The organism is Novosphingobium profundi, from assembly GCF_018491765.1.
Lineage (GTDB): Bacteria > Pseudomonadota > Alphaproteobacteria > Sphingomonadales > Sphingomonadaceae > Novosphingobium > Novosphingobium profundi.
Genome location: NZ_JABWCU010000020.1, coordinates 69,427 through 93,271, shown reverse-complemented (window position 1 = coordinate 93,271; position 23,845 = coordinate 69,427). Strand labels below are relative to the sequence as shown.

The window sequence follows — 23,845 nt, the reverse complement described above, 5'->3', positions numbered from 1 at the left end:
GGCGCACCGTCAGTCCCGGGCGGTTTCGGGCACCTGCACGAAGCGGCGCGCGATGGTGCGCGCGAGCCAGGGCCCCAGCAGCAGGATCGCGGCCATGCGCGTGGTCTGCAAGGTCATCACGAAGCCGACGTCGACGGGGGAGGAGGCGGCGACGATGGCAATGGAATCCATGCCGCCCGGGCTCGTGGCGAGATACGCCGTGGCCACGCTGACATGCGCGATGCGCGAGAGCGCGAGGCCGAGCAGGAAGCAGCTTGTCATCATGGCCGCGATCGCGACGAGCACGGCGGGGAACACCGTGCGTGCGCGCGCGATCGTCTCGGTGGTGAAGCGCGAGCCGATGCCCCAGCCCACGATCATGTAGGCCAGCGCCAGCAGCGCGCGCGGGACCGCGAAAGCCTCGACCACGCCGCTGGCGTGGAGCACCGTGCCCAGCACCAGCGGCCCCAGGATGTTGGGTGCGGGCAAGCGGACAAGGCGGCCGAGGAAGAGCCCGCAGGCAGCCGTGGCGATCGTCGCGAGGAGCGGAAGCGGCGCCACCGGCCAGAACCAGGGCTGCGAGGCCGAGGTCATCGCGTGAGAGGTGCCGTCCTCCCCCAGAACCATCGCCAGCGCCGAGGCGCCGAGCGTGACCATGACCACGCGCACGTAGGTCATGAAGGCGACCATGCGGAAGTCCTCGCCGCTGTCGCGCGCCATCAGCACCATCGCCGTGGCAAGTCCTGGCGCCGAGCCCCAGATCGCGACCGCGCCGGGCAGGATGCGCAAGGCCGCAAGCAGGACCCCGGTGCCGAAGGCCACGCACAGGGTTGCGAGCGCTCCACCCACGAATATCGGCCAGTCGACCGCGAAGCGCGCGACCACTTCGGGCCCCATCGAGGAGGCGATCAGGCAGCCCACGATCGACTGCGCGGCGGCGAAGAGCCCGGGGTGGGCCTTCATCTCGCGGTCACGCAGTGCGAAGAGGATCGCTGCGAACATCGGGCCCAGCATGAGCCCGGCCGGAATGCCGAGCGCATCGCCGCCGGTGCCGAGCGCGACCGAAAGGACGATCAGGGCGAGCCAGCGCTGCGGATGCGAAGGAAATAAGGTCACGGGGGTTCCGGCTCTATGGGGCGGGGAAGGTCAGGGCGTTACTCTGCGCAGGCGCGGCTCGCAACGCAATCCTTCGCATGTGCAGCAATCCGGCAGGCGGAACTCCTTCGCGCGCCGCAACCCGATCAGCCGAGCGGCAGGTGCAGCGGGGGCTTGACCGTCTCGAGCACGATGATCGACTTCACGTCGCGAACGCCCGGGATGCGCAGCAGCGATTTGAGTGTGATCTGCGAGAGGTGCTCGACGTCGCGGGCGATGACGTGGACGAGGTAGTCCATGTCGCCGGTCACCGCGTGGCAGGCGATGACGTAGGCATTTTCGAGGATGGCCGCTTCGAAGCGCGAGATGTTGTCGTCGCTGTGCGCCTCGAGGTTGATGAGCACGTAGGCGTCGAGCTCGAGCCCGAGCTTGCGCGGGTCGAGCACGGGCTGGTAGCCGCGGATGACGCCGTCCTCCTCGAGCTTGCGGATGCGGCGGCTGACCGGGGTCGCCGAGAGCGCGGTGCGCTCGGCCACTTGCGCGACGGGCATGCGCGCATCCTCCTGGAGGGCGCCGAGAATCTTGCGGTCGAATTCGTCGATGGGCACGGATCACCTAAATTGGATGGGTTTTCTGGTGGAATACACCAAGGCTTGACGAAATTGGAGCCTATTGCGCACGGAAGACGCGAGAGCGGTGTGGTATGCTTCCTTCATGAAGACGCCCGAGACCGAAACAACGGCGAGTGGCCTTCGCGGAGAGTATGCCGGGGCCGATGCCCTTTATTGCGTCGAGCAGAACTGGCAGGATTATACACCCGCGATGCACGCGCGCTGGCGCCGCCTTTACGCAGCGCAATCTGCGCTGGCCGAGCGCCATGCCTGCCGTGCCTTTCGCGAGGGGCTGGCCGCGCTCGATTGCGCGCAGGGCATCCCGTGTTTCGCCGAGGCCAATGCGCTGCTTGAGGCGCGCAGCGGCTGGCGGCTGGTCGCGGTCCCCGGCTTCATCCCCGACGCGGCCTTCTTCGACCATCTCGCCCATCGGCGCTTTCCGGTGACGCGCTGGCTGCGCGAGGAGCACGAGCTCGACTACCTTGTCGAGCCCGACGTGTTCCACGACTTCTTCGGTCACGTGCCGATGCTGCTCGATCCGCGCGTGGCCGATTTCCTGCAGGCCTATGGCGAAGCGGGTGCGCGTGCACTGGCGATGGACGCGCTGCCCATGCTGGCGCGGATCTACTGGTACACGATCGAGTTCGGCCTCCTGCGCGAGGAGGGCACGCTCAAGGTCTTCGGCGCGGGGATCGTGTCCTCGGCGGGTGAAACGCGCTTCTCGGTCGAGGATACCGGCGTGCTGCGGCTGCCCTTCGATCCCGAGCGGATCATGCGCACCGCCTATCGCATCGACGCCTTCCAGCAGACGTATTTCGTGCTCGAGAGCCTCGATGACCTCATCGACGGGCTGGTCGGCCTCGACTTCGGCCCGATCTACGAACGCTGGCGCGCGGCCGAGCCGATCGCGCCCGGCGCGCGCCTGCCCGGCGAACACGACATTGCATTCTTGGGAGAGATAGATTGACCGACCACTTTGACAACCCGATCGGCCTCGACGGCTTTGAATTCGTAGAATTTTCCGCGCCCGAAAAGGGACAGCTCGAAGCGGTGTTCACCACGATGGGCTTCACCCGCGTGGCGCGCCACCGTTCGAAGGACGTCGAGCTCTGGCGCCAGGGTGGCATCAATTTCATCACCAATTACGAGCCCCACAGCCCGGCCTGGTTCTTCGCGCGCGAACACGGCCCTTCGGCCTGCGGCATGGGGTTTCGCGTGAAGGACGCGCGCGCGGCCTACACCGAACTTCTGCGCCGCTCGGCCGAGCCGGTCCACGTCGAGACCGGACCGATGGAACTGCGCCTGCCGGGCATTCGCGGCATCGGCAATTCGATCATCTATCTCGTCGATCGCTACGAGAGCGCGGCCGATCCCGGCGCGCTCTCGATCTACGACATCGATTTCGAATACCTCCCCGGTGTGGAGCGCCATCCGGCGGGCGCGGGTTTCAACATGATCGATCACCTCACCCACAACGTCTACGGCGGGCGCATGGGCTATTGGGCGGACTACTACGAAAAGCTCTTCAATTTCCGCGAGATCCGCTACTTCGACATCAAGGGCGAATACACCGGATTGACCTCGAAGGCGCTGACCGCCCCCGACGGGCGCATCCGCATACCGCTCAATGAGGAGGGCGAAGGCGGAAAAGGGCAGATCGACGAATTCCTGCGCGCCTTCAATGGTGAGGGCATTCAGCACATTGCGCTCATCACCGACGACCTCGTCGCGGCCTGGGACCGGCTGAAGGCGCTGGGTGTGCCGTTCATGAGCGCGCCGCCGGCGACCTATTACGAGATGCTCGACGAGCGCCTGCCCGGGCACGGCGTGCCGGTCGACGAAATTCGGGCGCGGGGCATCCTCCTCGACGGGACGAGCGAGGGCGGTTCGCCGCGCCTGCTGCTCCAGATTTTCGCCGAGGCGCAAGTGGGGCCGGTGTTCTTCGAATTCATCGAGAGGCGCGGCGACGATGGATTTGGGGAAGGCAATTTCAAGGCGCTGTTCGAATCGATCGAGCGCGACCAGGTGCGCCGGGGTGTCCTGGCGACCGACCACCCGGCCGACGGCGCCGCGTGATGCGCGCCGGGCGGTGAGGCCCGGCGCGGCGCAATGGCCATGCGAGGAGCGGTGCATCGGGTTCCGCAAGACCGCACCGCCTCTGGCAGGCGTGCCGGATCGGCCTTTCCCCGGGCCTCGATCCGGCGCGCCACTGGAAGCAATTCGGGAGTAAGGATGATGACCATGACACAGGCACCCAGGCTGGGAGGCATCCATCACGTGGCGTACCGCTGCCGCGATGCGAAAGAGACGGTGACCTTCTACCGTGAGATGCTGGGGATGGGATTCCAACTCGCCATCGCCGAGGACAAGGTTCCCTCGACCGGCGCGCCCGATCCTTACATGCACGTTTTCCTTGACTGCGGCGGGGGCAACGTGCTGGCCTTCTTCGAACTGCCCCACTCGCCCACGATGGGCCGCGATGCGGCCACGCCCGAATGGGTGCAGCACATCGCCTTCAAGGTCGAGAGTGAGGCCGATCTGCTGGCGGCCAAGGCGCGGCTGGAGATGCACGGTATCGCGGTGACGGGGCCCGTACACCACGGCGTGTTCAAGTCGATCTACTTCTTCGATCCCAACGGCCACCGCCTCGAACTGGCCTGGCAATTCGGCACTTCGGACCAGATGGCGCGGTTGAACGCGGTGGCCGAGGACATGCTCGAGGAATGGAGCCGGACCCGGCGCGCGCCGCGTCACGCCGCCTGGTTGCACGAGGCCGCCGACGCCGGACGCTGACCAGCTTCGCGCGCCACTTCGAGAGTGCAAGCGGCATGAAAAAACGCCCGGTGGAGATTAGTCCACCGGGCGTTTTTCGATTGGAGTTGAAGCGCGCGATCAGCGCAGGCGGATCGGGATGAACAGCGCCTGCCCGCCGCGCGGTTGGACACGCAGCAGCATCGCCGAGCGGCCCGCCGACTTGGCGGCTTCGACCGCCTTGGCGAGGTCGGCCTTGGAATTGACTTCCTTGCCGTCCGCCATGAGCACGATCATGCCGCGGTTGAGGCCCTTCTGGCCCGCGTCCGCCGATGCGTCGACACCCACGATGACGACGCCCTTGCTGGGATCGCTTACGCCCAGCTGGCGTGCGACCTGCGGGGTCATGTCGATCACCGAGATGCCCAGCTTGTCCTCGATGACGCCCTGCTTCTGTTCGTCGCCCTGGTTGGCGAAGGGGTTGTCGTCGTTGGAATCGGCGTCGGGGTCGAACGACTGGCTCAGTTCGTCCTCGCTCGGGCGCTTGGCGACGGTGGCGTTGAGCGTGAGCTTGCGGCCATCGCGCAGCACCTCGACCGGAATGCGGCTGCCCGGGGGCGTGTTGGCGACAAGGTAGGACAGCGACTGGTCGCGGGTCACTTCCTTGCCGTTGACCATGGTCACCACGTCGCCGGCCTTGATCCCGGCCTTGGCGGCCGCGCCATCGGGCTCGACGGCCTGGATGAACTCGCCCTTGTTCTTCTCGACGCCGAGCGCCTCGGCGAGGTCGTCATTGAGCGGCTGGATGCGCACGCCAAGGTACCCGCGCTCGATCGCCTCGCCCTTGATCAGCTTCTGGACGATGGGGGAGGCGGTTTCGGCGGGGATCGCGAAGCCGATGCCCACGCTGCCGCCGGTCGGCGAGAAGATCGCGTTGTTGATGCCGATGACGTTGCCGTTCATGTCGAACATCGGGCCACCCGAGTTGCCGCGGTTGATCGCGGCGTCGGTCTGCAGGTAGCGGTCGTAGGCACCGCCACCGCCGGTGTTGCGGTAGACTGCCGAGATGATGCCCTGGGTCACCGTGCCGCTGAGGCCGAACGGGTTGCCGATGGCGATGATCCAGTCACCCACGCGCGACTTCGAGCTGTCGCCGAACTTGACGAAGGGGAAAGGCTTGGGGCCGACGATCTTGAGCACCGCGAGATCCGAGGCGGCGTCCTTGCCGACCAGCTTGGCCGGGTATTCGGTGCCGTCGGTGGTGGTGACCGTGATCGATTCGACCTCGCCCTTGCCATCGGCGGTGATCACGTGATTGTTGGTCACCACGTAGCCGTCGGCCGAAACGAAGAAGCCCGAGCCGAGCGACTGGGCTTCGCGGGTCTGCGGCGAGTTGCCGCCGCGATTCCCGAACAGTCCCTCGAACGGCGTTCCGGCGAAGGGGTTGTTCTGCTGGGCAACCTGGATGCGCTGGCGGGTCGAGATGTTGACCACGGCCGGCGCAAGCTGGGCGGTGAGATCGGCAAAGCTGGCCGGAGCACCGGTGCGCGGCACCACATGCGTCATCTGGCTGGCTTCGTTCTGGGCAACCTGGGCTCCGGCGGGATAGCCGGTCGCCAGCGAGAGGGTCGCACCACCCAAAAGGAGTGCGGTGGTCAATCCATAAGCGTATCGCACGGGCTTCACGTCCTTTGATTCCTCCGTTGCAACGGTGTCACGGCACCGTTCATTCCGACCCCTCTCCCCGATGAAGTGGCGCAACTTAACCGGGTTTGAATAGCGAGGGCTCGGTTACTCGATATGTCTAAAAATCGGGGCGGCTCACGGTTCCCGGAAGTGCTTGAGATAAGCGTTGTCGGGCGAAAGCAGCAAGGTCTTGGAGCCGGCGTCACCGTCCTTGGCGAACGAGATGTCGTAGCTCTGCATGGCGCGGTAGAAATCGTAGAAGCCCGGGTCCTTGCCGTAACTCTTGGCGTAGATGCCCGCAGCTTCGGCTTCGGCCGAGGCGCGGATGATCTGCGCGTCGCGCTGCCCTTGCGCCTTGATCGTCTCGGCCTCTTCCTCGCGGCTGGCGACCATGCGGTTAAACGCGCTCGCCTGGGCGCCGTCGGGAAGGTCGGCGCGCTTGATGCGCACGTCGACGATGCGCGCGCCGTACTGCTTGGCCTGGTTGTCGAGCAGGTCACGGATGTTGGCCATCGCCTGCCCGCGCTCCGCAGTGAGCATCGAGGTGAAAGTGCGCTTGCCCAGTTCCTGGCGAACCACCGAGGAGAGGATCGGCATGAGCTGCTGGGTCACGTTTTCGCTGGTGCGCGCGGTCTCGATCATCTTGATCGGATCTGTGATGCGATAGCGCGCGAAAGCGTCGACGTTGACGCGCTGCTGGTCGGTGGAGAGCACCTGTTCCTGGCTCATGTCGACCGAGAGCAGGCGCTTGTCGATGCGCCGCACGCTTTCCCACAGCGGCACGTGGAAGTGCACGCCCGCGCCGGTCGCGCCGTAAGGGGCACCGGCAACGTATTCGTTGTAGACCCGGTTCGGCTTGCCGCCGCGCACGATGACGACCTGCTGGTCCTCGGGCACGACGATCATGCTGGCCCACAGACCGACGATGACCACGGCTGCGACGACGAGCGCGCCTGTGTATTTCTGCCAGATGTCGTTCATCACTGGCCTCCCTTTGCGGCGGCATCGCTGTCGGCGGGAGCCTTTTTCGTCACTTCGGGAAGCGGAATGTAGGGGGTCACGCCCTTGGCCTCGGCGACGACGGTGTCGTTGTTGCGCAGCACCCGCTCCATGGTTTCGTAGTACATGCGCCGCTTGGTGACTTCGGGCGCCAGCTTGTATTCCTCGTAGACCTTGTCGAACTGCGCGGCGTTGCCCTGGGCTTCGGCCAGCTTCTGCTGCGCCCAGGCGCGGGCTTCGGAACGGTCGCGCTCGGCGTTCTGCTGGGCGACGGTGACCTGCTCGAAGGCCGACTTGGTCTTGGCCGGCGGGTCGGACTTCTTGATCTCGACGCCCTGGATGGCGACGCCCGAGCGGTAGTAGTCGAGCAGTTCCTGCATGCGCTTGCGCACGTCCTGCTCGACCCGCGCGCGCCCGGCGCCCGAGATCGCATCGTTGAGCGAAATCTGCGCGATCGAGGCGCGCATCGCGGTCTCGGCGACCTCGCGCACGGTCTGCTTGGGATCGGCGAGGCGGAAGGTGTAGTTCTTGAGGTCCTTGATGTTCCAGCGAACCAGGTAGGTCAGGTCGACCAGGTTCTTGTCGCTGGTGAGCATCAGCTTTTCTTCGCTGCCCTCGGGGATGGTGTCCACGTTGAACGAGCGCACGTCCTCGACCGCCACGCTTTCGAGCGGCCAGGGCAGGGTGAAGTTGATGCCCGAATCGATAACCCGTGAAAATCCGCCGAAGCGCGTGACGATGCCCTGTTCGCCCGGATCGAGCTGATGAAAGCTGGAAATACCGAGGCCGGCAACGACGAGCGCGCCGACGATGAAAGGCAGCCAGGAGGAGCCGTCCGAGCGGCGCGGCATCTGCGGGAAGCCGCCGCCCGGCCCGCGCGGTCCGCCGCCGCCGGAACGGCGCGGGTCGCGCGAACGGAAGATGTCCTCGATGCTCGCGGACCGGCGCGGCGGGGTGGAGCCGCTGGGCAGCCAGGGGTTGCGCGGGCCGGGCGTGTCGGAAGGCTTTTCCGCGCCGGCATCGCCCTCGCGATCGCCTTCGGAAGGCTCCGAGCCCGGCTCGCCACCGTCCTCGCCTCCCGATGATCCTCCGCCCGATCCCCAGGGGCTGTTGTGTCCAGCCATCTTCAGGCCTGCTCGCGTAATTGCATCGCCAATCGCTCTCATGGCGTTATCTATAGGTAGGCTTCGTTCAAAATACACCCTTGGACCAAAAAACAGGGCCTCTCTTGCCCTTTTTCTTTGTCTGGGCCACCTGAGCGCCATGACCGCCTTACACTCGCGCAAGCTGGAATTCGCCGCATGAGTACCGAACCCGACGCGGCGCTGCGCGCGCTGCTGCCCGCCGAGGCCGCCTCGCGCCTGCAATCGCTGCGCTGTGCGCAGGGTATCGCCACGCTCGTGCTCGACGCCTCGGGCCTGTCCCCGCGCGATCGCGCGGCACTGGAGATCGCGGTGCGCAAGGTGCTGGAGCGTGAGGGTGACATTGCCGAAGTGCGCGTCGCCTTCATGGCCGACAAGCCGGACACGCCGGCAAGGCCCCCACGCATTCTCGCGGTCGGCTCGGGCAAGGGGGGCGTGGGCAAGTCGACGCTTTCGACCAATCTCGCGGTCGCGCTTTCGCGCCGGGGGTTCAAGGTCGGCCTCGTCGATGCCGATATCTACGGACCTTCGCAGGCGCGCTTGCTGGGCACCGAAGGGCTCAAGCCCGTCGCCCACGAAAAGCGCCTGGTGCCCGTCGCAAGCGCGGTCGGCGTGCCGGTGCTCTCGATGGGGCACCTCTCCGAACCGGGGCAGGCGATGGCCTGGCGCGGGCCGATGGCGGCGGGCGCGCTGACCCAGCTGCTCGAGGCGCACTGGGACGATGCCGAAGTGCTGGTGGTCGACTTGCCGCCCGGCACCGGCGACGTCCAGCTGACGATGCTGCAGAAGTTCAAGCCGGCCGGCGCGGTGATCGTCTCCACCCCGCAGGACCTGGCGCTCATCGACGCGACCCGCGCGATCGAGCTGTTTTCCAAGGGTGGCGTCCCGATCGTCGGGCTGGTCGAGAACATGGCGGGCTATATCTGTCCGCATTGCGGGGAGGAGAGCGATCCCTTCGGCTGCGGCGGGGCCGAAGCCTCGGCGCGCGAATTGGGGGTGCCCTTCCTGGGCCGCATCCCGCTCGACATCGCGATCCGCCGTGCGAGCGACGCCGGCACCCCGCCGGCCGCCGGAGAAGGCAAGCAGGCGGAGGCCTTCGCGGTGCTTGCCGGGCACGTGGCCGCCTGGCTCGACGCCCCGGCGACGTCCGCCAATCCGGCCGCAACGGCGCGCGACTGATGCGCGTCACGCGCCGCGGTGTCCTGATCGGCGCGCTGGCCGGAGGCGGCCTTGCGGTCGGCTGGTTCCTGCGTCCCCGCAATTTCCCCCTCCCGCTCCAGCCCGCCGAGAACGAAGAGGCGTTCGGAGCCTGGATCAAGATCTCGGGCGGGGGCGTGGTCACCGTGGCGGTGCCGCAAGTCGAGATGGGGCAGGGCATTTCCACCCTGCTTCCGCAGATCGTGGCGATGGAACTGGGCTGCGACTGGCGCCAGGTCGCGGTCGAGCCCGCGCCGGTCAGTGCGCTTTACGCCAACACCGTGCTCGCCGCGCGCTGGGCCGAGATGTGGCTGCCGCTCGCGCCGCGCCTCGTCGAGGAACCCGACGACCTCGTCACCCGCCGCTGGGCCCAGGACACCCGCTTCAACGCCACCGCCGACGGCACTTCGCTCGCGGCCTACGAGGCACCTGCGCGCGCGGCGGCGGCAACCACCCGCGCGCTCCTGGTGCAGGCGGCGGCGGCGCGCTGGGGCGTCGCCTGGGAAGAGTGCACGCTCGAGAACGGCGTCGTGCGCCACGGTGAACGCGCGCTGCCGTTCGGTGCGCTGGCAGCCGAAGCGAGTGCACTCGATCCCCCGCAGGTGCCGCCGCTGCAACCCGAGCCTCCGGCGGAAGACCCCTCGGACTATCCGCCCGGCTCGGATCTTGCCTACCCGCGTCTCGACCTGCCCGCGAAAGTCGATGGCTCGTGGACCTTCGCAGGCGATGTGCGGCTGCCCGGCATGGTCCATGCGGCGATCCGCCAGGGCCCGATCGCGCAGCGCTCGGCGCTCGATTCGATCGACGAGGCCAAAGGGCGTACGGTCAAGGGTTTCGAGCGGATCGTGCGCGGCGAGACGCAAGGGCGGGCCTGGGTCGCGGCCATCGCCGGCAACGGCTGGGCGGCGGAAACGGCGCTCGAGCGCATGCAGCCCTTGTTTCGCTTCGCGGGCGGGGTCGAGAGCGTCAAGGTCGAGAACGATCTCGACGACGCGCTGCGCAAGAGCCACGCCCACCGAGTCTTCGGGCGCGGGGACATGAGCCTGACCGAAGGGGCGCTGCCGCTCCAGGTGCGCTATGAGGTGAGCCCCGCGCTCCACGCCACGATCGAGACGGCGAGCGCGACCGCGCGGCTCGAGGACGGCGTGCTCGAGCTCTGGATCGGCACCCAGGCGCCCGAGGCGGCGCGCCGGGCCGCGGCCGAGGCGGCCGGCCTCGCGCCGCGCCAGGTGGTGCTTTACCCGATGGCGATCGGGGGCAGTTTCGACCGCCGGCTCGAAGTCGCCATCGCCGGGCAGGTCGCCGCACTCGCGCGCGAGCTGGGCAAGCCGGTGCAACTGACCTGGTCGCGCGCCGAGGAGCACCGCGCCGGATTTCCGCGCACGCCGGTGGTCGCGGTCATGGCCGCGCGTCCGGATACCAATGGCGGGATCGGAGCCTGGCGGGGCCGGGTGGCGGTGCCCGCCTGCGCGCGTGCCTTTGGGCGGCGGATGTTCGGCGGGGACAGCCCATCCGAGGCGATCGCGGCCAGCGCGGGCAAGGACGATCCGCTCGCGCTCGAGGGGATCGTACCGGTTTACGACATTCCCCATGTCGAGATCGACCACGTTTCGGCGCGGATCGACCTTCCCACTTCACGCCTCCGCGGCAACGCGCATGGCTACACCGCCTTCTTCAACGAATGTTTCGTGGATGAGATGGCCGCGCTCAACCAGCGCGAGCCGCTCGCGCTGCGCATGGCGATGCTGGGCGAAACGCCGCGCCTTGCCGAGTGCCTCCAGCGCGTCGCCTCGCTCGCGCAGTGGGACGGTGGCGGGGACAATAGCGGCCAGGGGCTTGCCTGCCATGCGCTGGGCGGCGGCTACATTGCCGCGATCGCCAGCGTGCGGCGCGACGCGGGTGGGGTGAAGGTCGAGAAGCTCACTGCGGTCGCCGACATCGGGCGGATCGTCAACGTGGACATCGCGCGCCAGCAGATCGAGGGCGGGTTGCTGTTCGGGCTTGGGCTGGCCTTCGGTTGCACGACCCGTTTCGAGGCAGGTCGGCCCGAAACCGAGACGCTGGGCGCGCTTGGCCTGCCGGCCTTGCGCGACGCGCCCGAGATCGAAGTCGGTTTCGTGACCAGCCAGGCCGATCCGGTCGATCCGGGCGAACTGGGCGTCGCGGTTGCTGCGCCTGCGGTGGCCAACGCGCTCCATTCCGCAACCGGCTTGCGGTTTCGGCGTTTGCCCCTTTTCGAGGAGGAAGTGTGATGCAGCGACCCGAGGACCACCCCGCGGCTCCGGTCGGCCGGACCGGGGTCCTGCTCGTCAACCTGGGCACGCCCGACGCGCCGACCCCCGGTGACGTGCGACGCTATCTGGCGGAATTCCTGTCCGACCCGCGCGTCGTCGAGATCCCGCCGATCGCCTGGAAGCCGATCCTTCACGGGATCATCCTGCGCACGCGCCCGGCCAAATCGGCGCACGCCTATGCGCAAGTCTGGACCGACAAGGGCTCGCCGCTCGCCGCGATCACCGCCGCGCAGGCCGAGGCCCTGCAGGCGCGGATGGGCGAGGCGGTGCGCGTCGACTGGGCGATGCGCTATGGTAACCCCTCGATCCCCGCGCGCCTTCAGGCCATGAAGGACGAGGGTTGCGACCGGATTCTCGTCGCGCCGCTCTACCCGCAATATTCGGGCGCGACGACGGCCTCGGTTATGGACAAGCTGGGCGAGGGCCTGAAGGCGATGCGCTGGCAGCCCGCCATCCGCACGCTTCCACCCTATTACGATCATCCTGCGCATATCGATGCGCTCGAGGCCGATCTCGCCGCCCAGATCGAGGCGCTGGAATTCACGCCCGAAGTGCTCTTGCTCTCGTTCCACGGCATGCCCGAGCGCACCTTGCACCTTGGCGATCCTTACCATTGCCAGTGCCACAAGACCGCGCGCCTGCTGCGCGAGCGGTTGGCCGTGCGCCTTGCGGGCCTGCGCGTGGAGACCAGTTTCCAGTCGCGCTTCGGGCGCGCCAAGTGGCTCGAGCCGGCGACCGACGCCGTGCTCGTCGAACTGGCGAAGGCGGGCATCCGGCGGATCGCGGTCGCCGCACCCGGATTCTCGGCCGATTGCGTCGAGACGCTCGAGGAACTGGCGCTGCGCGGGCGCGAGGATTTCTTCGCGGCCGGCGGCGAAGCCTTCGCGACACTGGCCTGCCTGAACGCCCGTCCTGTCGGCGTTGACATGCTTGAAACGCTTGTCCGTCAGGAACTTGGTGGATGGTGACAGCAATTTAACCGAGGGTCTTCTTGACCTGAACTTGTTCTGTTCTACTCCTGTTCCTGAGTGAACCTACGGAGTCCAACAGATGCGCGACACGGTCTCTTCCCAAGGTGATTTTGCTTACGGTTCCTCACGGAGCAGCCTATCCATCTATGGCGACAGGGCGCATCTGCGCGCCACTTTGCGCGAGGACGCGGTGGCGGTCGGGCTCGACGTGCTGGCCACCGGTTCGGTCGACGATCTGGGGTACGAGGACGTGCGCCCTCTGGGGGATATCGTCCTGGTCGATTGTCCGCAGGTCGATGCCGCGCGCACCGCGATCCTCAGCCGGCTGGATGATCGGGCGCGGCGCACCGGCGCGCGCCTGATCGTGTCGACGACGGTCGACGCGCTCGACAGCGTGTTCGCGTGCATGGACCAGTCGGATCCGGTCCTGCTGGTCGAGCCGAGCCGGGCCGAGCGTGTGCTGGCGCTGGGGCAGGTTCTTGCAAACTTCGGCAAGACCAGGGTGCGCGAACTGTCCGAGGACGACCGTCTCATGTTGCTGCGCCTGAGCGAGCAGGTTGGCCAGATCGCCGGGCAGATCGAGCGGCTAGGGCCCGGCTCGGGGGAGGCTGGCGACAAGCCGTCGCCGGTGTTCCGTTTCGGGCACCGGGTGGAGAGCGCCGCCGGAACACCCGGAGCGCCCCTGCCGGCTGGTGCGAAACCGCCCCTGCCGTCAGCCACGCTCGTGCGGCGGATCATTCGCCAGCGCCAGGCCCGCTCGCGCTTCTTCGAGGGTGACCTGTTCGCCGATCCGGCCTGGGACATGTTGCTCGACCTGACGGCCGCGCGCATGGAAGGGCAACGCGTCTCGGTGACCTCCTTGTGCATCGCCTCGGGCGTGCCGCCGACAACGGCGTTGCGCTGGATCGGGCAGATGGTCGAGGCGGGCCTGTTCGTGCGGATATGCGACGACAGCGACCGGCGCCGGGCCTTCATCGCGCCCGCCGACGACACGATGGACGCGATGGCGCGCTACTTTGCGCAGATCGAACTCACCGCGCCGGCTCCGGTCTGAGGCCGGTCGATCCGAATTCGGACTGCCGGAAAGGTGCTACCCTGCTCGTGGTCAGAGGCGCCGGATGCCCTGAACCCACTGCGAGGCTATCTGGCGGATCAGGGTGCGTTCGTCGGGTAGGCGGGCGGCGTCGTTGATCGCGCGGGTGGTGAGCAGATCCTGGGCGGTGATCGGCTCGACGAAGCTGATGCCGCACTGCTGCTGCGAACACCACACGACTTCGCCGAAGGCCTCGAAGGTGGACCAGGCGAGCACGACCTCGGTGCCCCTCGCCAAGGTCGCGTCGGTCAACACGCGTGCGCCCCATAGCGCGATGTCGCTCAGGATCACCTGGTGGTCGCTGCAGCGGCTCTCCATCCGGGCGGGGAGCCGCACGCGCAGCCGGCTGTGGCGCCGCCGTCCGCCGGGGACCGCCGGGCCGTTCGCCGCATCCGCCGGACGGATCGGGCGGCGGCGGCCCCGGTCGTGCGAAAGGTCGTGCGAGAGGTCGCGGTCTGGCATAAGCTTCACCTCGCACGCGGGCGGCTAGCGTCCGGTTAGCGTGCTCCTCCCGGAATAACCGGTCAGGACAATCCCAATGGGGCTGGGCGCAGCGCGGGTGTTCGCCGGTGCGCTGGGCTTACAGCCTGCGTTTCTCGAGCTTGCGGGCGAGCGTGCGGCGATGCAGCCCGAGCCGGCGCGCGGCCTCGGAAATGTTGAATTCGCATTCGACGAGGGTCTGGTGGATATATTCCCACTCGAGCGTCTTGATCGAGGTCTTGCGCCCTTCGACGGGGATACTTGCATCGCCCTGTTTGCTCGAGAAGGCGGCCTCGATGTCGTCCGAATTGGAGGGCTTGGCGAGGTAGTGCGAGGCACCAAGCTTGATCGCCTCGACGGCGGTGGCGATGCTGGCGAAGCCGGTCAGGACGACAATGTGCGTCTCGGGGCTGCGCTCGTGCAGCGCCTGGACGACGGCGAGGCCGGAATCGGTACCCAGCTTGAGATCGACGACGGCGTAGTCGAACTGGCCCGACTGGCTCAGCACGTCGGCCTCGTGCGCGCTCGCCGCGCACGAAACGCTGTAGCCGCGCCGTTCGAACGAGCGCGCGAGCGTACGCGAGAACGCCGGATCGTCCTCGACGATCAGCAGCGTGGCGGGGAGGGGGGCTGGCGTCGGACCCTCGTCCGGCGCATCGGCGGGTTCATCGCCGGGCCCATCGGCGGGCATTGTCGTCATGCGAAGTCGTCCTTGGTATAGGCGAGTGCGGCCAGGGGGAGGGAGAGGCGGACCCGGGCACCGCCGCCGTCCGCGTTGGCGACCTCGACCCGTCCACCCAGCTTGCGGACCACGTTTACGACAAGAAACAGGCCAAGGCCACCGCCCGGCCGTCCCTTGGTCGAGGAATAGGGTGTGCCCAGGCGCTCGATCATGCCGGGCGCGAAGCCGGGGCCACGGTCGGTCACGGTAATGATGATCTCCTCGCCTTCGCGCTCGACCTCGAGGACGACGAGCGAGGGGGAGACTTCCTGCGCGTTGTCGATGACGTTGCCGATCACCTGGCGCAGCCCCGGATCGGCGACGATCGCCACGTCCTCGCCGATGCGGTCGATGAAGCGCAGCTCGCCTTCCATGCGCGTGTCCCATTCGCCCAGCAGTTCCTCGAAGAAGTCGCGCACGGTGGTGACGGCGGGGTTCACGCCGCGCATCTCGCCCGCCGACATGAGGATGCCGCTGACGATGGTCTTGCAGCGCGCAAGCTCGGTGCGCATCGCGGCAAGGTCCTCCAGCAGCTCGGGGTCCTCGGCGATGCGCGGCAGGCGGGCCCAGTCGCCCAGCACGACCGAGAGCAGCGAGAGCGGGGTGCCCAGTTCGTGCGCAGCGCCCGAGGCGAGCAGGCCCATGCGGATGATGTGGTCCTCCTCGGTCGCCTGCTGGCGCAGCACGGCGAGTTCGGTGTCGCTCTGGCGCCGGTTGTGGTCGAGCCGGATGACGAAGAAGACGAGCAGGCCCGCGGTGATCACGAAGCAGAACAGGCTGCCCACGAGGTAGAGCCCGAAGGGATTGCCCAGGTGCTTGGCGGGCAGCTGCAGCGGGATATAGGCGAAGGTCAGCGTGAAGACCGCGAGGCTGGCGACACCCGCGACCGCCCAGGCCCAGCGCTTCTCGAGGATCATCGCTCCGATCACGATCTGGAGCAGGAACAGGAAGGTGAAGGGGTTGGTCGCTCCGCCCGAATGGTAGAGCTGCCAGGTGAGCACCCCGACGTCGATGAGGAGCGCGGAGAACAGCTCGGGCTGCGGGAAATCCTGGCGGCGATGGAGCACGCCCGCGACCGTGAAGTTGAGTACGATCAGGAACAGCGGCGCCAGCAACAGAGGCCCCAGCGGCAGGCGCACCGCGAAGAACTGCGCCGCCGCGACGATCGTGAGCAGCTGCCCGATCACCGCGATCCAGCGCAACTGCATGAGCAGGTAGACGTTGCGCCAGCTCTCGGAGCGGGTCGGGGACGGGGGGGCCATGAAGCGCATCAGGCCAAAGAGCGGCCCGCGCGCCTCCATGCAAGGAAAATCCCGAAGAGGCTGAGCGCGCAGAGCGTGAACCAGGTCAGCGCGTAGACGAGGTGGTTGTCCGGAAAATAGATCACGGTGAGCCCCGGGACGGGTTGCTTCGTGCCGGCAGGGGGCTTGGACTGCTCCTGCTGCGCATCGACGAAGACGGGCGCGTAGGCGGCGACATGGCGCGTGCGCGCGATCGCAGCGAGATCGCGTGAATACCAGCGCTCCTGCGCAGGTTCGTTGGCCTGGAGGAGGCTGCCGCCCGGCTCGCTCACGCGCACGAGGCCGACCACCTGCACGGGGCCTGTCGGCGTCGCCGCGCGGGCGTTTGCCAGGCTTGTTCCGGAGGGCAGGTAGCCCCGGTTGACCCAGACCTGTCGGCCGTCGTCGGCCTGAAGCAGGGTCAGTGTCCAGTACCCGGTGCCGAGCTCGGTCGCCGCGCGCACCAGCGCGGTCGCCTGTGGCTGGTAAGTGCCGGCAAGGGCAACGCGCAAGTATTCGATCTGGTCTTTGGGCGCTTGGGCAAGCGAGGCCGTGGCGGGCAGGGGCTGCGGGGCGGCGTGGACGCGGGCATCGACGCGGGCGATGAGGGCGTGCTTCCAGTGCAGGCGCTGGACCTGCCAGACGCCCAGCGCCAGAAACCCGCAGGCCGCAACAAGGAGAAACGCGGCAAGCCCCCAGGGCCGCCGCGTCTCCGTGTTCGTCGATTGCGCCAGGGTGTCCGACCGGGTCAGGGCAGCTGTCCCATGTCGTGCACCATCGGCATCATGTTGGTGTTGAGGTGGTGCATGACCCACAGCGAGCCCGAGAGCGCAATGACCACGATGATGATCGTGAAGATCAGCGCCATGACGGTCCAGCCACCTTCGGACTTCGTGTTCATGTGCAGGAAGTAGATCATGTGGACCACGATCTGCACGATCGCGAAGGCCATGATCACGATCGCGGTGGTGCCCTTGTCGGCGATGGCATGCGTCATCACCAGCCAGAACGGGATCGCGGTGAGGATGACCGAAAGCAGGAAGCCGATGACGTAGTCGCGCATCGAGCCGTGGCTGCCGCCGTGCTCGTCGTGATGGTCCTTGGCGTGCGGGTTGGGGTGGGCGTGGTCGCTCATCAGATCATTCCCATCAGGTAGACGAAGGTGAAGACGCCGATCCAGATCACGTCGAGGAAGTGCCAGAACAGCGACAGGCACTGCAGGCGGCGCTTGTTGGCCTGGGTGAGGCCCTTCTGCGAAAGCTGGATGACCAGCGTGAACAGCCAGACGAGGCCGAAGGTGACGTGCAGGCCGTGGGTGCCCACCAGCGAGAAGAACGCCGTGAGGAAGCCCGAACGCCAGGGACCCGCGCCCTCATGGATGAGGTGGCTGAACTCGTAGAGTTCGATCGCGAGGAAGCAGGCGCCGAACACGGCGGTGACCAGCAGCCAGGCCTGCGTCGCGCGCACGTTGCCCTTTTCCATCACCAGCATGGCGAAGCCGTAGGTGATCGAGGAGAACAGCAGCATCGCGGTGTTGAGCGCGATGAGCGGCAGCTCGAACAGGTCCTTCGGGCCCGGGCCGGCGGCAAAGTTGCCGCCCAGAACGCCGTAGGCCGCGAAGAGCATCGCGAAGATGAGGCAGTCGCTCATCAGGTAGATCCAGAAGCCCAGCATGGTGCTGGCGCCTTCGGGATGGTGATGCGGTTCCAGCTCGTAGAAGGCGGCGGTGCGCTGTTCCGGGCTGGCCACGTGGGCGGTTGCGTTGGTCATGGTGTCCATTGTCGAGGCGGTCATCGATCAGGCTCCTGCGGGCAGGGGCTGGCCGTGGGCCGCCGCTTCGATCTCGGCGACTTCCCCGGCGGGGACGTAGTAGTCGCGGTCGTAGTTGAAGGTGTGCACGATGGCGGTGCCGATCATCCCCACGAAGGTCAGGATCGCGAGCCACCAGATGTGCCAGATCATCGCGAAGCCGAAGACCGTGGCGATGCCGCCCAGGATGATCCCGGTGCCGGTGCTCTTGGGCATGTGGATGTCCAGGAAGCCGGCCTTGGGAGCCTTGACGTCGCAGCGCTTCATGTCGGTCCAGGCATCGATATCGTGGATGACCGGAGTGAACGCGAAGTTGTAGTACGGCGGGGGCGAAGTGGTCGACCACTCGAGCGTGCGGCCGTTCCAGGGATCGCCGTCGCAGGCGAGCTCCTTGCGCTTCCAGATCGAGAAGGCGACCTGGAGGACGAAGGCGCCGATACCGGCCGCGATCACGGCTGCACCGATGGCGGCGATGATGAACCAGATGTGCAGGCTCGGATCATCGAACACGCGCATGCGGCGGGTGACGCCCATCAGGCCGAGCACGTAGAGCGGCATGAAGGCGAGGTAGAAACCGACCACCCAGCACCAGAAGCTCACCTTGCCGAGACCTTCGTGCAGCTTGAAGCCGAAGGCCTTGGGCCACCAGAAGTTGATGCCGGCAAAGACCGCGAAGACGACGCCGCCGATGATCACGTTGTGGAAGTGGGCGATCAGGAACAGCGAGTTGTGGAGCACGAAGTCGGCCGGGGGAACGGCGAGAAGCACGCCGGTCATGCCGCCGATGGTGAAGGTGACCATGAAGGCGACCGTCCACATCATGGGCAGCTCGTAGCGGATGCGGCCGCGGTACATCGTGAACAGCCAGTTGAACAGCTTGGCACCGGTCGGGATCGAGATCACCATCGTGGTGATGCCGAAGAACGAGTTGACGCTCGCGCCCGAACCCATCGTGAAGAAGTGGTGCAGCCACACGATGTACGACAGGATGGTGATGACCATCGTTGCGTAGACCATCGAGGTGTAGCCGAAGAGGCGCTTGCCGCAGAAGGTCGAGACGATTTCCGAGTAGATGCCGAAGCAGGGCAGGATGAGGATGTAGACCTCGGGGTGGCCCCAGATCCAGATCAGGTTCACGTACATCATGGCGCTGCCGCCGAAGTCGTTCGTGAAGAAGTTGAAGTCGAGGTAGCGGTCCATCGAGAGCATCGTCAGCACGGCGGTAAGGACCGGGAAGGCGGCGACGATGAGGATGTTGGTGCACAGCGCGGTCCAGGTGAAGATGGGCATCTTCATCATGTTCATGCCGGGCGCGCGCATCTTGACGATGGTACAGATCAGGTTGACGCCCGAGAGCAGCGTGCCGACGCCCGCGATCTGGAGCGACCAGATCCAGTAGTCGACGCCCACGTAGGGGCTATAGGCGATGCCCGAGAGCGGCGGATAGGCCAGCCAGCCGGTCTGGCCGAATTCGCCGATGAACAGCGAGGCCATGATCAGCACCGCGCCCGAGGTCGTCATCCAGAAGCTGAAGTTGTTCAGGAACGGGAAGCTGACGTCGCGAGCGCCGATCTGCAGCGGGACGATGTAGTTCATGAACCCGGTCACGAACGGCATCGCCGCGAAGAAGATCATGATCACGCCGTGAGCGGTGAAGACCTGGTCGAAGTGGTGGGCGGGCAGATACCCTTCCGAGCCGTTGAAGGCGAGCGCCTGCTGGAGGCGCATCATGATCGCGTCGGCGAAGCCGCGGATGAACATGATGAGACCCAGGATCATGTACATGATCCCGATCTTCTTGTGGTCCACGCTGGTGAACCATTCCTTCCAGAGATAGCCCCAGACCTTGAAGTAGGTGAGGGCTGCGACGAGGGCGATACCGCCCAGCATCACGCCGGCGAAAGTGACCCACACGATCGGGTCGGGTGGGATCGCGTCCCACCACAGGCGGCCCAGCAAGGGGCTCCAGTGCGAATGATCTACGGCTTCGATTGCCATGGTCTTAGTTCCGGGAAATCTTGGAGGGGCGAGCCGGCGTGCTCTGGATGTCCGCGTCGCCGCCAAGCGAGATGGACTGCGGGGCCGAGAGGCCGAAACCGGTCAGCGAGTTCTTGTCGGCGGGCGCCTTGACGGTGTTGTCGATGACGGCGCCGGCTTCCTGCTTGCACAGGGCGCGCACCCAGGCCAGCTCGCGGGTGAGCGCGGCATCGGGGTTGGCGGTGGCATCGACCGCGGCCTCGCGGCCGTTCTTGTCGTAAGTCAGCATCGCGACGTTGCGGATGCCGGCCTTGCCCAGGCCCCCGCGCGCGTCGATCATGGCCATCTCGCTCATGCACATCTTGCCCGGCTCGACGCACATGTCGACGATGCGGCCGTAGAGCTTGGGGTCGACATTGGCGTAGTGCAGGACGGGCACGTTCTCGCTCGGCTTCTCGAGGTCGAGGTACTGCTTGGCCTCGAGCGAGCCGGCCGCGTTCGCGCCGCCCTGCTTGACGTCGGCAATCCAGCTGGCAAAGCCCGCGTCGTCGACCGAGCGCATCTTGAAGCGCATGCCCGAGAAACCCGCGCCCGAGTAGTTGGCCGAGAAACCGACGAAATCGTCACCGGTCTTGTTCATGACCGCGTTGAGGCGGGTCTCCATGCCGGGCATGGCGTAGATCTGACCGGCCATCGCGGGCACGTAGAACGAGTTCATCACGCTCGAGGCGGTGATCTTGAAGTGCAGCGGGCGGTTGGCGGGGACGACCAGTTCGTTGACCGTGGCGATGCCCTGTTCGGGATAGATGAACAGCCACTTCCAGTCGAGCGCGACGACGTCCACCTCGAGCGGCTTGGCCTGGCTCGAGATCGGGGTCTGGGCATCGATGCGGCTGATGGTACGGTAGGGGTCGAGCAGGTGGGTGCTGACCCAGGTCAGGGCGCCGAGGCAGATGATGATGAGCAGCGGCGCGGCCCAGATGACCAGCTCGAGCTGGGTCGAGTGATCCCAGTCGGGATCGTAGTCGGCCTCGGTGTTCGAGGCGCGGAACTTCCACGCGAAGAACAGCGTCAGCGCGATGACCGGCACGATGATCAGCAACATGAGGTACGTCGACATGACGACGAGGTCCCCCTGCTGCTGGGCAACGTCGCCCGCCGGCTTGAGCACGACGGTGTTGCAGGCGGAAAGGGCACCCGTGAGCGCCAGTGCGGCGGCAATGCGGGCGACAGGGGCTCGGGGCGGCGCAGCAGGACGGCGCGGCATCTTGTGGGACTCAGAGGAGCGCATGGCGCTGCGCCTAGGACCATGCTGCGGACGCGAACATAGGACATTTTGTCCAATCCCCTTGACGCCGATCAATGACGATAGGGCCAGCATGTCGAACCGGGTGCCCGCGCGGTGCCCGATATATGATTCGTGTCCTCTTTCCCGGATTTCCGGCAATTTCGGGGCACGGCAGATGAAGGCCGCACACTTGCAATGAGCACAATCGTTCCGAACCGCGAAGCCCTGGGGCTCCCGATCTTCAAGGGGCATCACGAACCTTCGCCCGGCGAGATCGCGATCGGCGTGATCATCGGACGCACCTCGGAGTTCTTCGACTTCTTCGTTTACGGCATCGCTTCGGTGCTGGTGTTTCCCGCGCTGTTCTTTCCCTTCGTCGATGCCCTGACCGGCACGATCTACTCCTTCGCGATCTTCGCGCTGGCGTTCGTCGCGCGCCCGGTCGGTTCGCTCTTCTTCATGGCGATCGACCGCGCCTACGGCCGCGGTACGAAGCTCACCATCGCGTTGTTCCTGCTCGGCGGTTCGACCGCGGCGATCGCGTTCCTGCCCTCCTACGAGGATGCCGGTTCGGCGACGATCTGGGCGCTGGCGTTGCTGCGCCTGGGCCAGGGTTTCGCGCTCGGCGGCACCTGGGACGGCCTCGCCTCGCTGCTCATGCTCAACGCGCCCGAGAACAAGCGCGGTTTCTACGCGATGATCCCGCAGCTGGGTGCGCCCTTCGGCCTGATGGTCGCCAGCCTGCTGTTCGCCTACATGGTGACCTCGCTTCCGGCCGCCGACTTCCTGAGCTTCGGATGGCGCTTCCCGTTCTTCGTGGCTTTCGCGATCAACGTCGTGGCGCTCTTCGCGCGCCTGCGCATCGTGGTGACCACCGAGTTCGAGCACCTCTTCGACTCGCGTGACCTCCAGCCCACGCCGATCGGCGAGACGCTCGGCACCGTGGGCAAGACCATCCTGCTCGGCGCTCTCGCTCCGCTCGCCAGCTTCGCGCTGTTCCACATGGTCACCGTGTTCCCGCTCTCGTGGGTGTTCCTGTTCACCAACGATACGCCCGTCAGCTTCCTGCTGATCGAGGCGATGGCCGCGGCCTTCGGCGTGGTCGCTGTGCTCGCCTCGGGCTACCTCGCCGACAAGCTGGGCCGCCGCACGCTGCTCGGCTCGTGCGCCGCCGCGATCGCGATCTTCTCGGGCTTCGCGCCGCTGCTGCTCGATGGTGGCCCGATCGGCGAGATCGTGTTCATGGTGGTCGGCTTCATCATCCTGGGTCTTGCCTTCGGGCAGTCCTCGGGCGTGGTGTCCTCGGAATTCCCGACCGAATACCGCTACACCGGCTCGGCGCTGACCAGCGACCTTGCCTGGCTCTTCGGCGCCGGCTTCGCCCCGCTCGTCGCGCTGCTGCTTTCGGCCAACTTCGGCCTGATGGCCTCGGGCGCGTACTTGTTCTCGGGTGCCGTCGCGACGTTGCTGGCCCTGTGGTTCAACCGGAACCTCGCCGCGCGCAAGTGATCCGGATCACCCCGGCGTGTTCGGCGCCGGGGATGGCCCCCAAACGAAAAGCCCGGCCCTGCGATCCGCAGGGCCGGGCTTTTCGTTTGGGGTGGTCGAGACGATGGCTCAGCCGACAGGCTCGAGCACGATGTGGCCGAGCGCGGTGTTGCTGACGGGCACGTGGTAGTGGCGGTGGATCGCGCGGGTGCTCTTGCCCAGAGCCCCACGCATGATCAGCCACATCACCATCTCGATCCCTTCCGAGCCCGTCTCGCGCAAGTATTCGACGTGCTGGATCGTGCGCAGCGTGTCCGAATCGCCGGTCAGGCCGTCGAGGAAGCGGTTGTCCCACTCGGCGTTGATGAGACCCGCGCGCGGACCCTGGAGCTGGTGGCTCATTCCCCCGGTGCCCCAGACCTGGACGTTGAGGTCCTCGGGGAAGCTCGCCACGGCGCGGGCGATGGCCTCGCCCAGTGCCCAGCAACGGTTGCCCGAGGGCGGCGGGTAGGTGACCACGTTCACCGCGAGCGGGATCACCTTGACCGGCCACTTGTCGACCTCGCCGTACATCATGGTGAGCGGGACGGTGAGGCCGTGGTCGACATCCATCTCGTTGACGATGGTCATGTCGAATTCGTCGAGCACGAGGCTTTGCGCGATGTGCCAGGCGAGGTCCGGGCTGCCTTCGACCTCGGGCACCGGGCGCGGACCGAAGCCCTCGTCGCAGATGCCGAAGCGCTCGCCGCAGCCGATCGCGAAGGTCGGGATGACCTTCATGTCGAAGAAGCTGGCGTGGTCGTTGTAGACGAGGATGACGACGTCGGGTTTGGCGTCCTCCTTCATCCACTGGCGGGTCCAGTCGAAGCCGTCGAAGGCGGGCTTGAAGATCGGTTCCTGGGTCTTCTTGTGGTCGTGGGCGAAGCCCAGGACGGGGATGTGGCTGCAGCCGATGCCGGCGGTAATGCGGGCCATGCGGGTCTC

The 23,845-nt window shown here is 66.9% G+C and carries 22 protein-coding genes; 8 read left to right on the top strand and 14 right to left on the bottom strand.

The features are described 5' to 3' along the window. Positions 1–9: 9 nt before the first annotated feature. Both HT136_RS21110 and HT136_RS21105 read right to left on the bottom strand, forming a co-directional pair. Positions 10–1,095, bottom strand: coding sequence for an AbrB family transcriptional regulator (locus tag HT136_RS21110; protein WP_214201826.1), 1,086 nt, complete (start codon positions 1,093–1,095; stop codon positions 10–12). A 125-nt stretch (positions 1,096–1,220) separates the two neighbouring features. Beyond that, the gene (locus HT136_RS21105) at positions 1,221–1,682 is read right to left on the bottom strand and encodes an Lrp/AsnC family transcriptional regulator (RefSeq protein WP_214201825.1); all 462 of its coding nucleotides are present in this window, start codon (positions 1,680–1,682) and stop codon (positions 1,221–1,223) included. Positions 1,683–1,788: 106 nt separating this feature from the next. Here HT136_RS21105 and phhA point away from each other — a divergent pair, with 106 nt between their 5' ends. From phhA to HT136_RS21090, 3 genes are all read left to right on the top strand, one after another. Beyond that, positions 1,789–2,652 carry a phenylalanine 4-monooxygenase gene (gene phhA, locus HT136_RS21100; RefSeq protein WP_214201824.1) on the top strand — a complete coding sequence of 288 codons (864 nt, stop codon included), beginning with the start codon at positions 1,789–1,791 and terminating at the stop codon, positions 2,650–2,652. Then, entirely contained in the window at positions 2,649–3,761 is a 1,113-nt protein-coding gene (hppD, locus tag HT136_RS21095; RefSeq protein ID WP_214201823.1) for a 4-hydroxyphenylpyruvate dioxygenase, read from the top strand. The genes phhA and hppD overlap by 4 nt, the downstream gene beginning before the upstream one ends. A gap of 165 nt (positions 3,762–3,926) precedes the next feature. Next, positions 3,927–4,478 carry a VOC family protein gene (locus HT136_RS21090; protein WP_214201822.1) on the top strand — a complete coding sequence of 184 codons (552 nt, stop codon included), beginning with the start codon at positions 3,927–3,929 and terminating at the stop codon, positions 4,476–4,478. A 99-nt stretch (positions 4,479–4,577) separates the two neighbouring features. Here the strand turns inward: HT136_RS21090 and HT136_RS21085 are convergent, their stop codons facing one another. The 3 genes from HT136_RS21085 to hflK all read right to left on the bottom strand — a co-directional run bounded on the left by HT136_RS21085 (position 4,578) and on the right by hflK (position 8,245). Then, positions 4,578–6,113: a Do family serine endopeptidase gene (locus tag HT136_RS21085; protein WP_214201870.1), complete on the bottom strand. Its 1,536-nt coding sequence runs from the start codon at positions 6,111–6,113 to the stop codon at positions 4,578–4,580. 144 nt (positions 6,114–6,257) lie between these two features. Continuing rightward, positions 6,258–7,103, bottom strand: a complete 846-nt coding sequence (hflC, locus tag HT136_RS21080; protein ID WP_214201821.1) for a protease modulator HflC — start codon at positions 7,101–7,103, stop codon at positions 6,258–6,260. Next, on the bottom strand, positions 7,103–8,245 hold the full coding sequence (gene hflK / locus HT136_RS21075; protein WP_214201820.1) for a protease modulator HflK: 1,143 nt from the start codon (positions 8,243–8,245) through the stop codon (positions 7,103–7,105). Before hflK ends, hflC begins: the two co-directional genes overlap by 1 nt. A 177-nt stretch (positions 8,246–8,422) precedes the next feature. On the opposite strand from hflK, the gene HT136_RS21070 reads away from it, so the two are divergent. The 4 genes from HT136_RS21070 to HT136_RS21055 all read left to right on the top strand — a co-directional run bounded on the left by HT136_RS21070 (position 8,423) and on the right by HT136_RS21055 (position 13,779). Continuing rightward, positions 8,423–9,442: an Mrp/NBP35 family ATP-binding protein gene (locus HT136_RS21070; protein WP_214201819.1), complete on the top strand. Its 1,020-nt coding sequence runs from the start codon at positions 8,423–8,425 to the stop codon at positions 9,440–9,442. Further along, positions 9,442–11,712 (top strand): molybdopterin cofactor-binding domain-containing protein, encoded by a 2,271-nt coding sequence (locus tag HT136_RS21065; protein ID WP_214201818.1) that lies wholly within the window; start codon positions 9,442–9,444, stop codon positions 11,710–11,712. Before HT136_RS21070 ends, HT136_RS21065 begins: the two co-directional genes overlap by 1 nt. Further along, positions 11,712–12,722 carry a ferrochelatase gene (gene hemH, locus HT136_RS21060; RefSeq protein ID WP_214201817.1) on the top strand — a complete coding sequence of 337 codons (1,011 nt, stop codon included), beginning with the start codon at positions 11,712–11,714 and terminating at the stop codon, positions 12,720–12,722. Before HT136_RS21065 ends, hemH begins: the two co-directional genes overlap by 1 nt. An 82-nt stretch (positions 12,723–12,804) precedes the next feature. Beyond that, the gene (locus HT136_RS21055; RefSeq protein WP_214201816.1) at positions 12,805–13,779 is read left to right on the top strand and encodes a MarR family transcriptional regulator; all 975 of its coding nucleotides are present in this window, start codon (positions 12,805–12,807) and stop codon (positions 13,777–13,779) included. 51 nt (positions 13,780–13,830) lie between these two features. On the opposite strand, the gene HT136_RS21050 is transcribed toward HT136_RS21055, so the two are convergent. The 8 genes from HT136_RS21050 to cyoA form a co-directional block, all read right to left on the bottom strand. After that, a complete protein-coding gene (locus tag HT136_RS21050) occupies positions 13,831–14,280 on the bottom strand; it encodes a PilZ domain-containing protein (protein WP_214201815.1) in 450 nt (149 codons plus the stop codon). Positions 14,281–14,398: 118 nt separating this feature from the next. Then, positions 14,399–14,989 (bottom strand): response regulator transcription factor, encoded by a 591-nt coding sequence (locus HT136_RS21045; RefSeq protein WP_214201869.1) that lies wholly within the window; start codon positions 14,987–14,989, stop codon positions 14,399–14,401. Positions 14,990–14,994: 5 nt separating this feature from the next. Continuing rightward, positions 14,995–16,281, bottom strand: coding sequence for an ATP-binding protein (locus tag HT136_RS21040; RefSeq protein ID WP_425516908.1), 1,287 nt, complete (start codon positions 16,279–16,281; stop codon positions 14,995–14,997). An 8-nt stretch (positions 16,282–16,289) separates the two neighbouring features. Then, the gene (locus HT136_RS21035) at positions 16,290–17,114 is read right to left on the bottom strand and encodes an SURF1 family protein (RefSeq protein ID WP_343222269.1); all 825 of its coding nucleotides are present in this window, start codon (positions 17,112–17,114) and stop codon (positions 16,290–16,292) included. Then, complete coding sequence (gene cyoD, locus HT136_RS21030) at positions 17,048–17,434, bottom strand: cytochrome o ubiquinol oxidase subunit IV (protein ID WP_214201814.1); 387 nt, start codon at positions 17,432–17,434, stop codon at positions 17,048–17,050. The genes HT136_RS21035 and cyoD overlap by 67 nt, the downstream gene beginning before the upstream one ends. Further along, a complete protein-coding gene (cyoC, locus tag HT136_RS21025; protein WP_246544051.1) occupies positions 17,434–18,069 on the bottom strand; it encodes a cytochrome o ubiquinol oxidase subunit III in 636 nt (211 codons plus the stop codon). Before cyoC ends, cyoD begins: the two co-directional genes overlap by 1 nt. Before the next feature lie 27 nt (positions 18,070–18,096). Then, positions 18,097–20,106 (bottom strand): cytochrome o ubiquinol oxidase subunit I, encoded by a 2,010-nt coding sequence (gene cyoB, locus HT136_RS21020; protein ID WP_214201812.1) that lies wholly within the window; start codon positions 20,104–20,106, stop codon positions 18,097–18,099. A gap of 4 nt (positions 20,107–20,110) precedes the next feature. Beyond that, positions 20,111–21,376: a ubiquinol oxidase subunit II gene (gene cyoA / locus HT136_RS21015; protein WP_214201811.1), complete on the bottom strand. Its 1,266-nt coding sequence runs from the start codon at positions 21,374–21,376 to the stop codon at positions 20,111–20,113. 192 nt (positions 21,377–21,568) lie between these two features. Here cyoA and HT136_RS21010 point away from each other — a divergent pair, with 192 nt between their 5' ends. After that, positions 21,569–22,882 (top strand): MFS transporter, encoded by a 1,314-nt coding sequence (locus tag HT136_RS21010; protein WP_214201810.1) that lies wholly within the window; start codon positions 21,569–21,571, stop codon positions 22,880–22,882. 108 nt (positions 22,883–22,990) lie between these two features. On the opposite strand, the gene HT136_RS21005 is transcribed toward HT136_RS21010, so the two are convergent. Next, entirely contained in the window at positions 22,991–23,836 is an 846-nt protein-coding gene (locus tag HT136_RS21005) for a class III extradiol dioxygenase subunit beta (RefSeq protein WP_214201809.1), read from the bottom strand. Between the last annotated feature and the right edge of the window lie 9 nt (positions 23,837–23,845).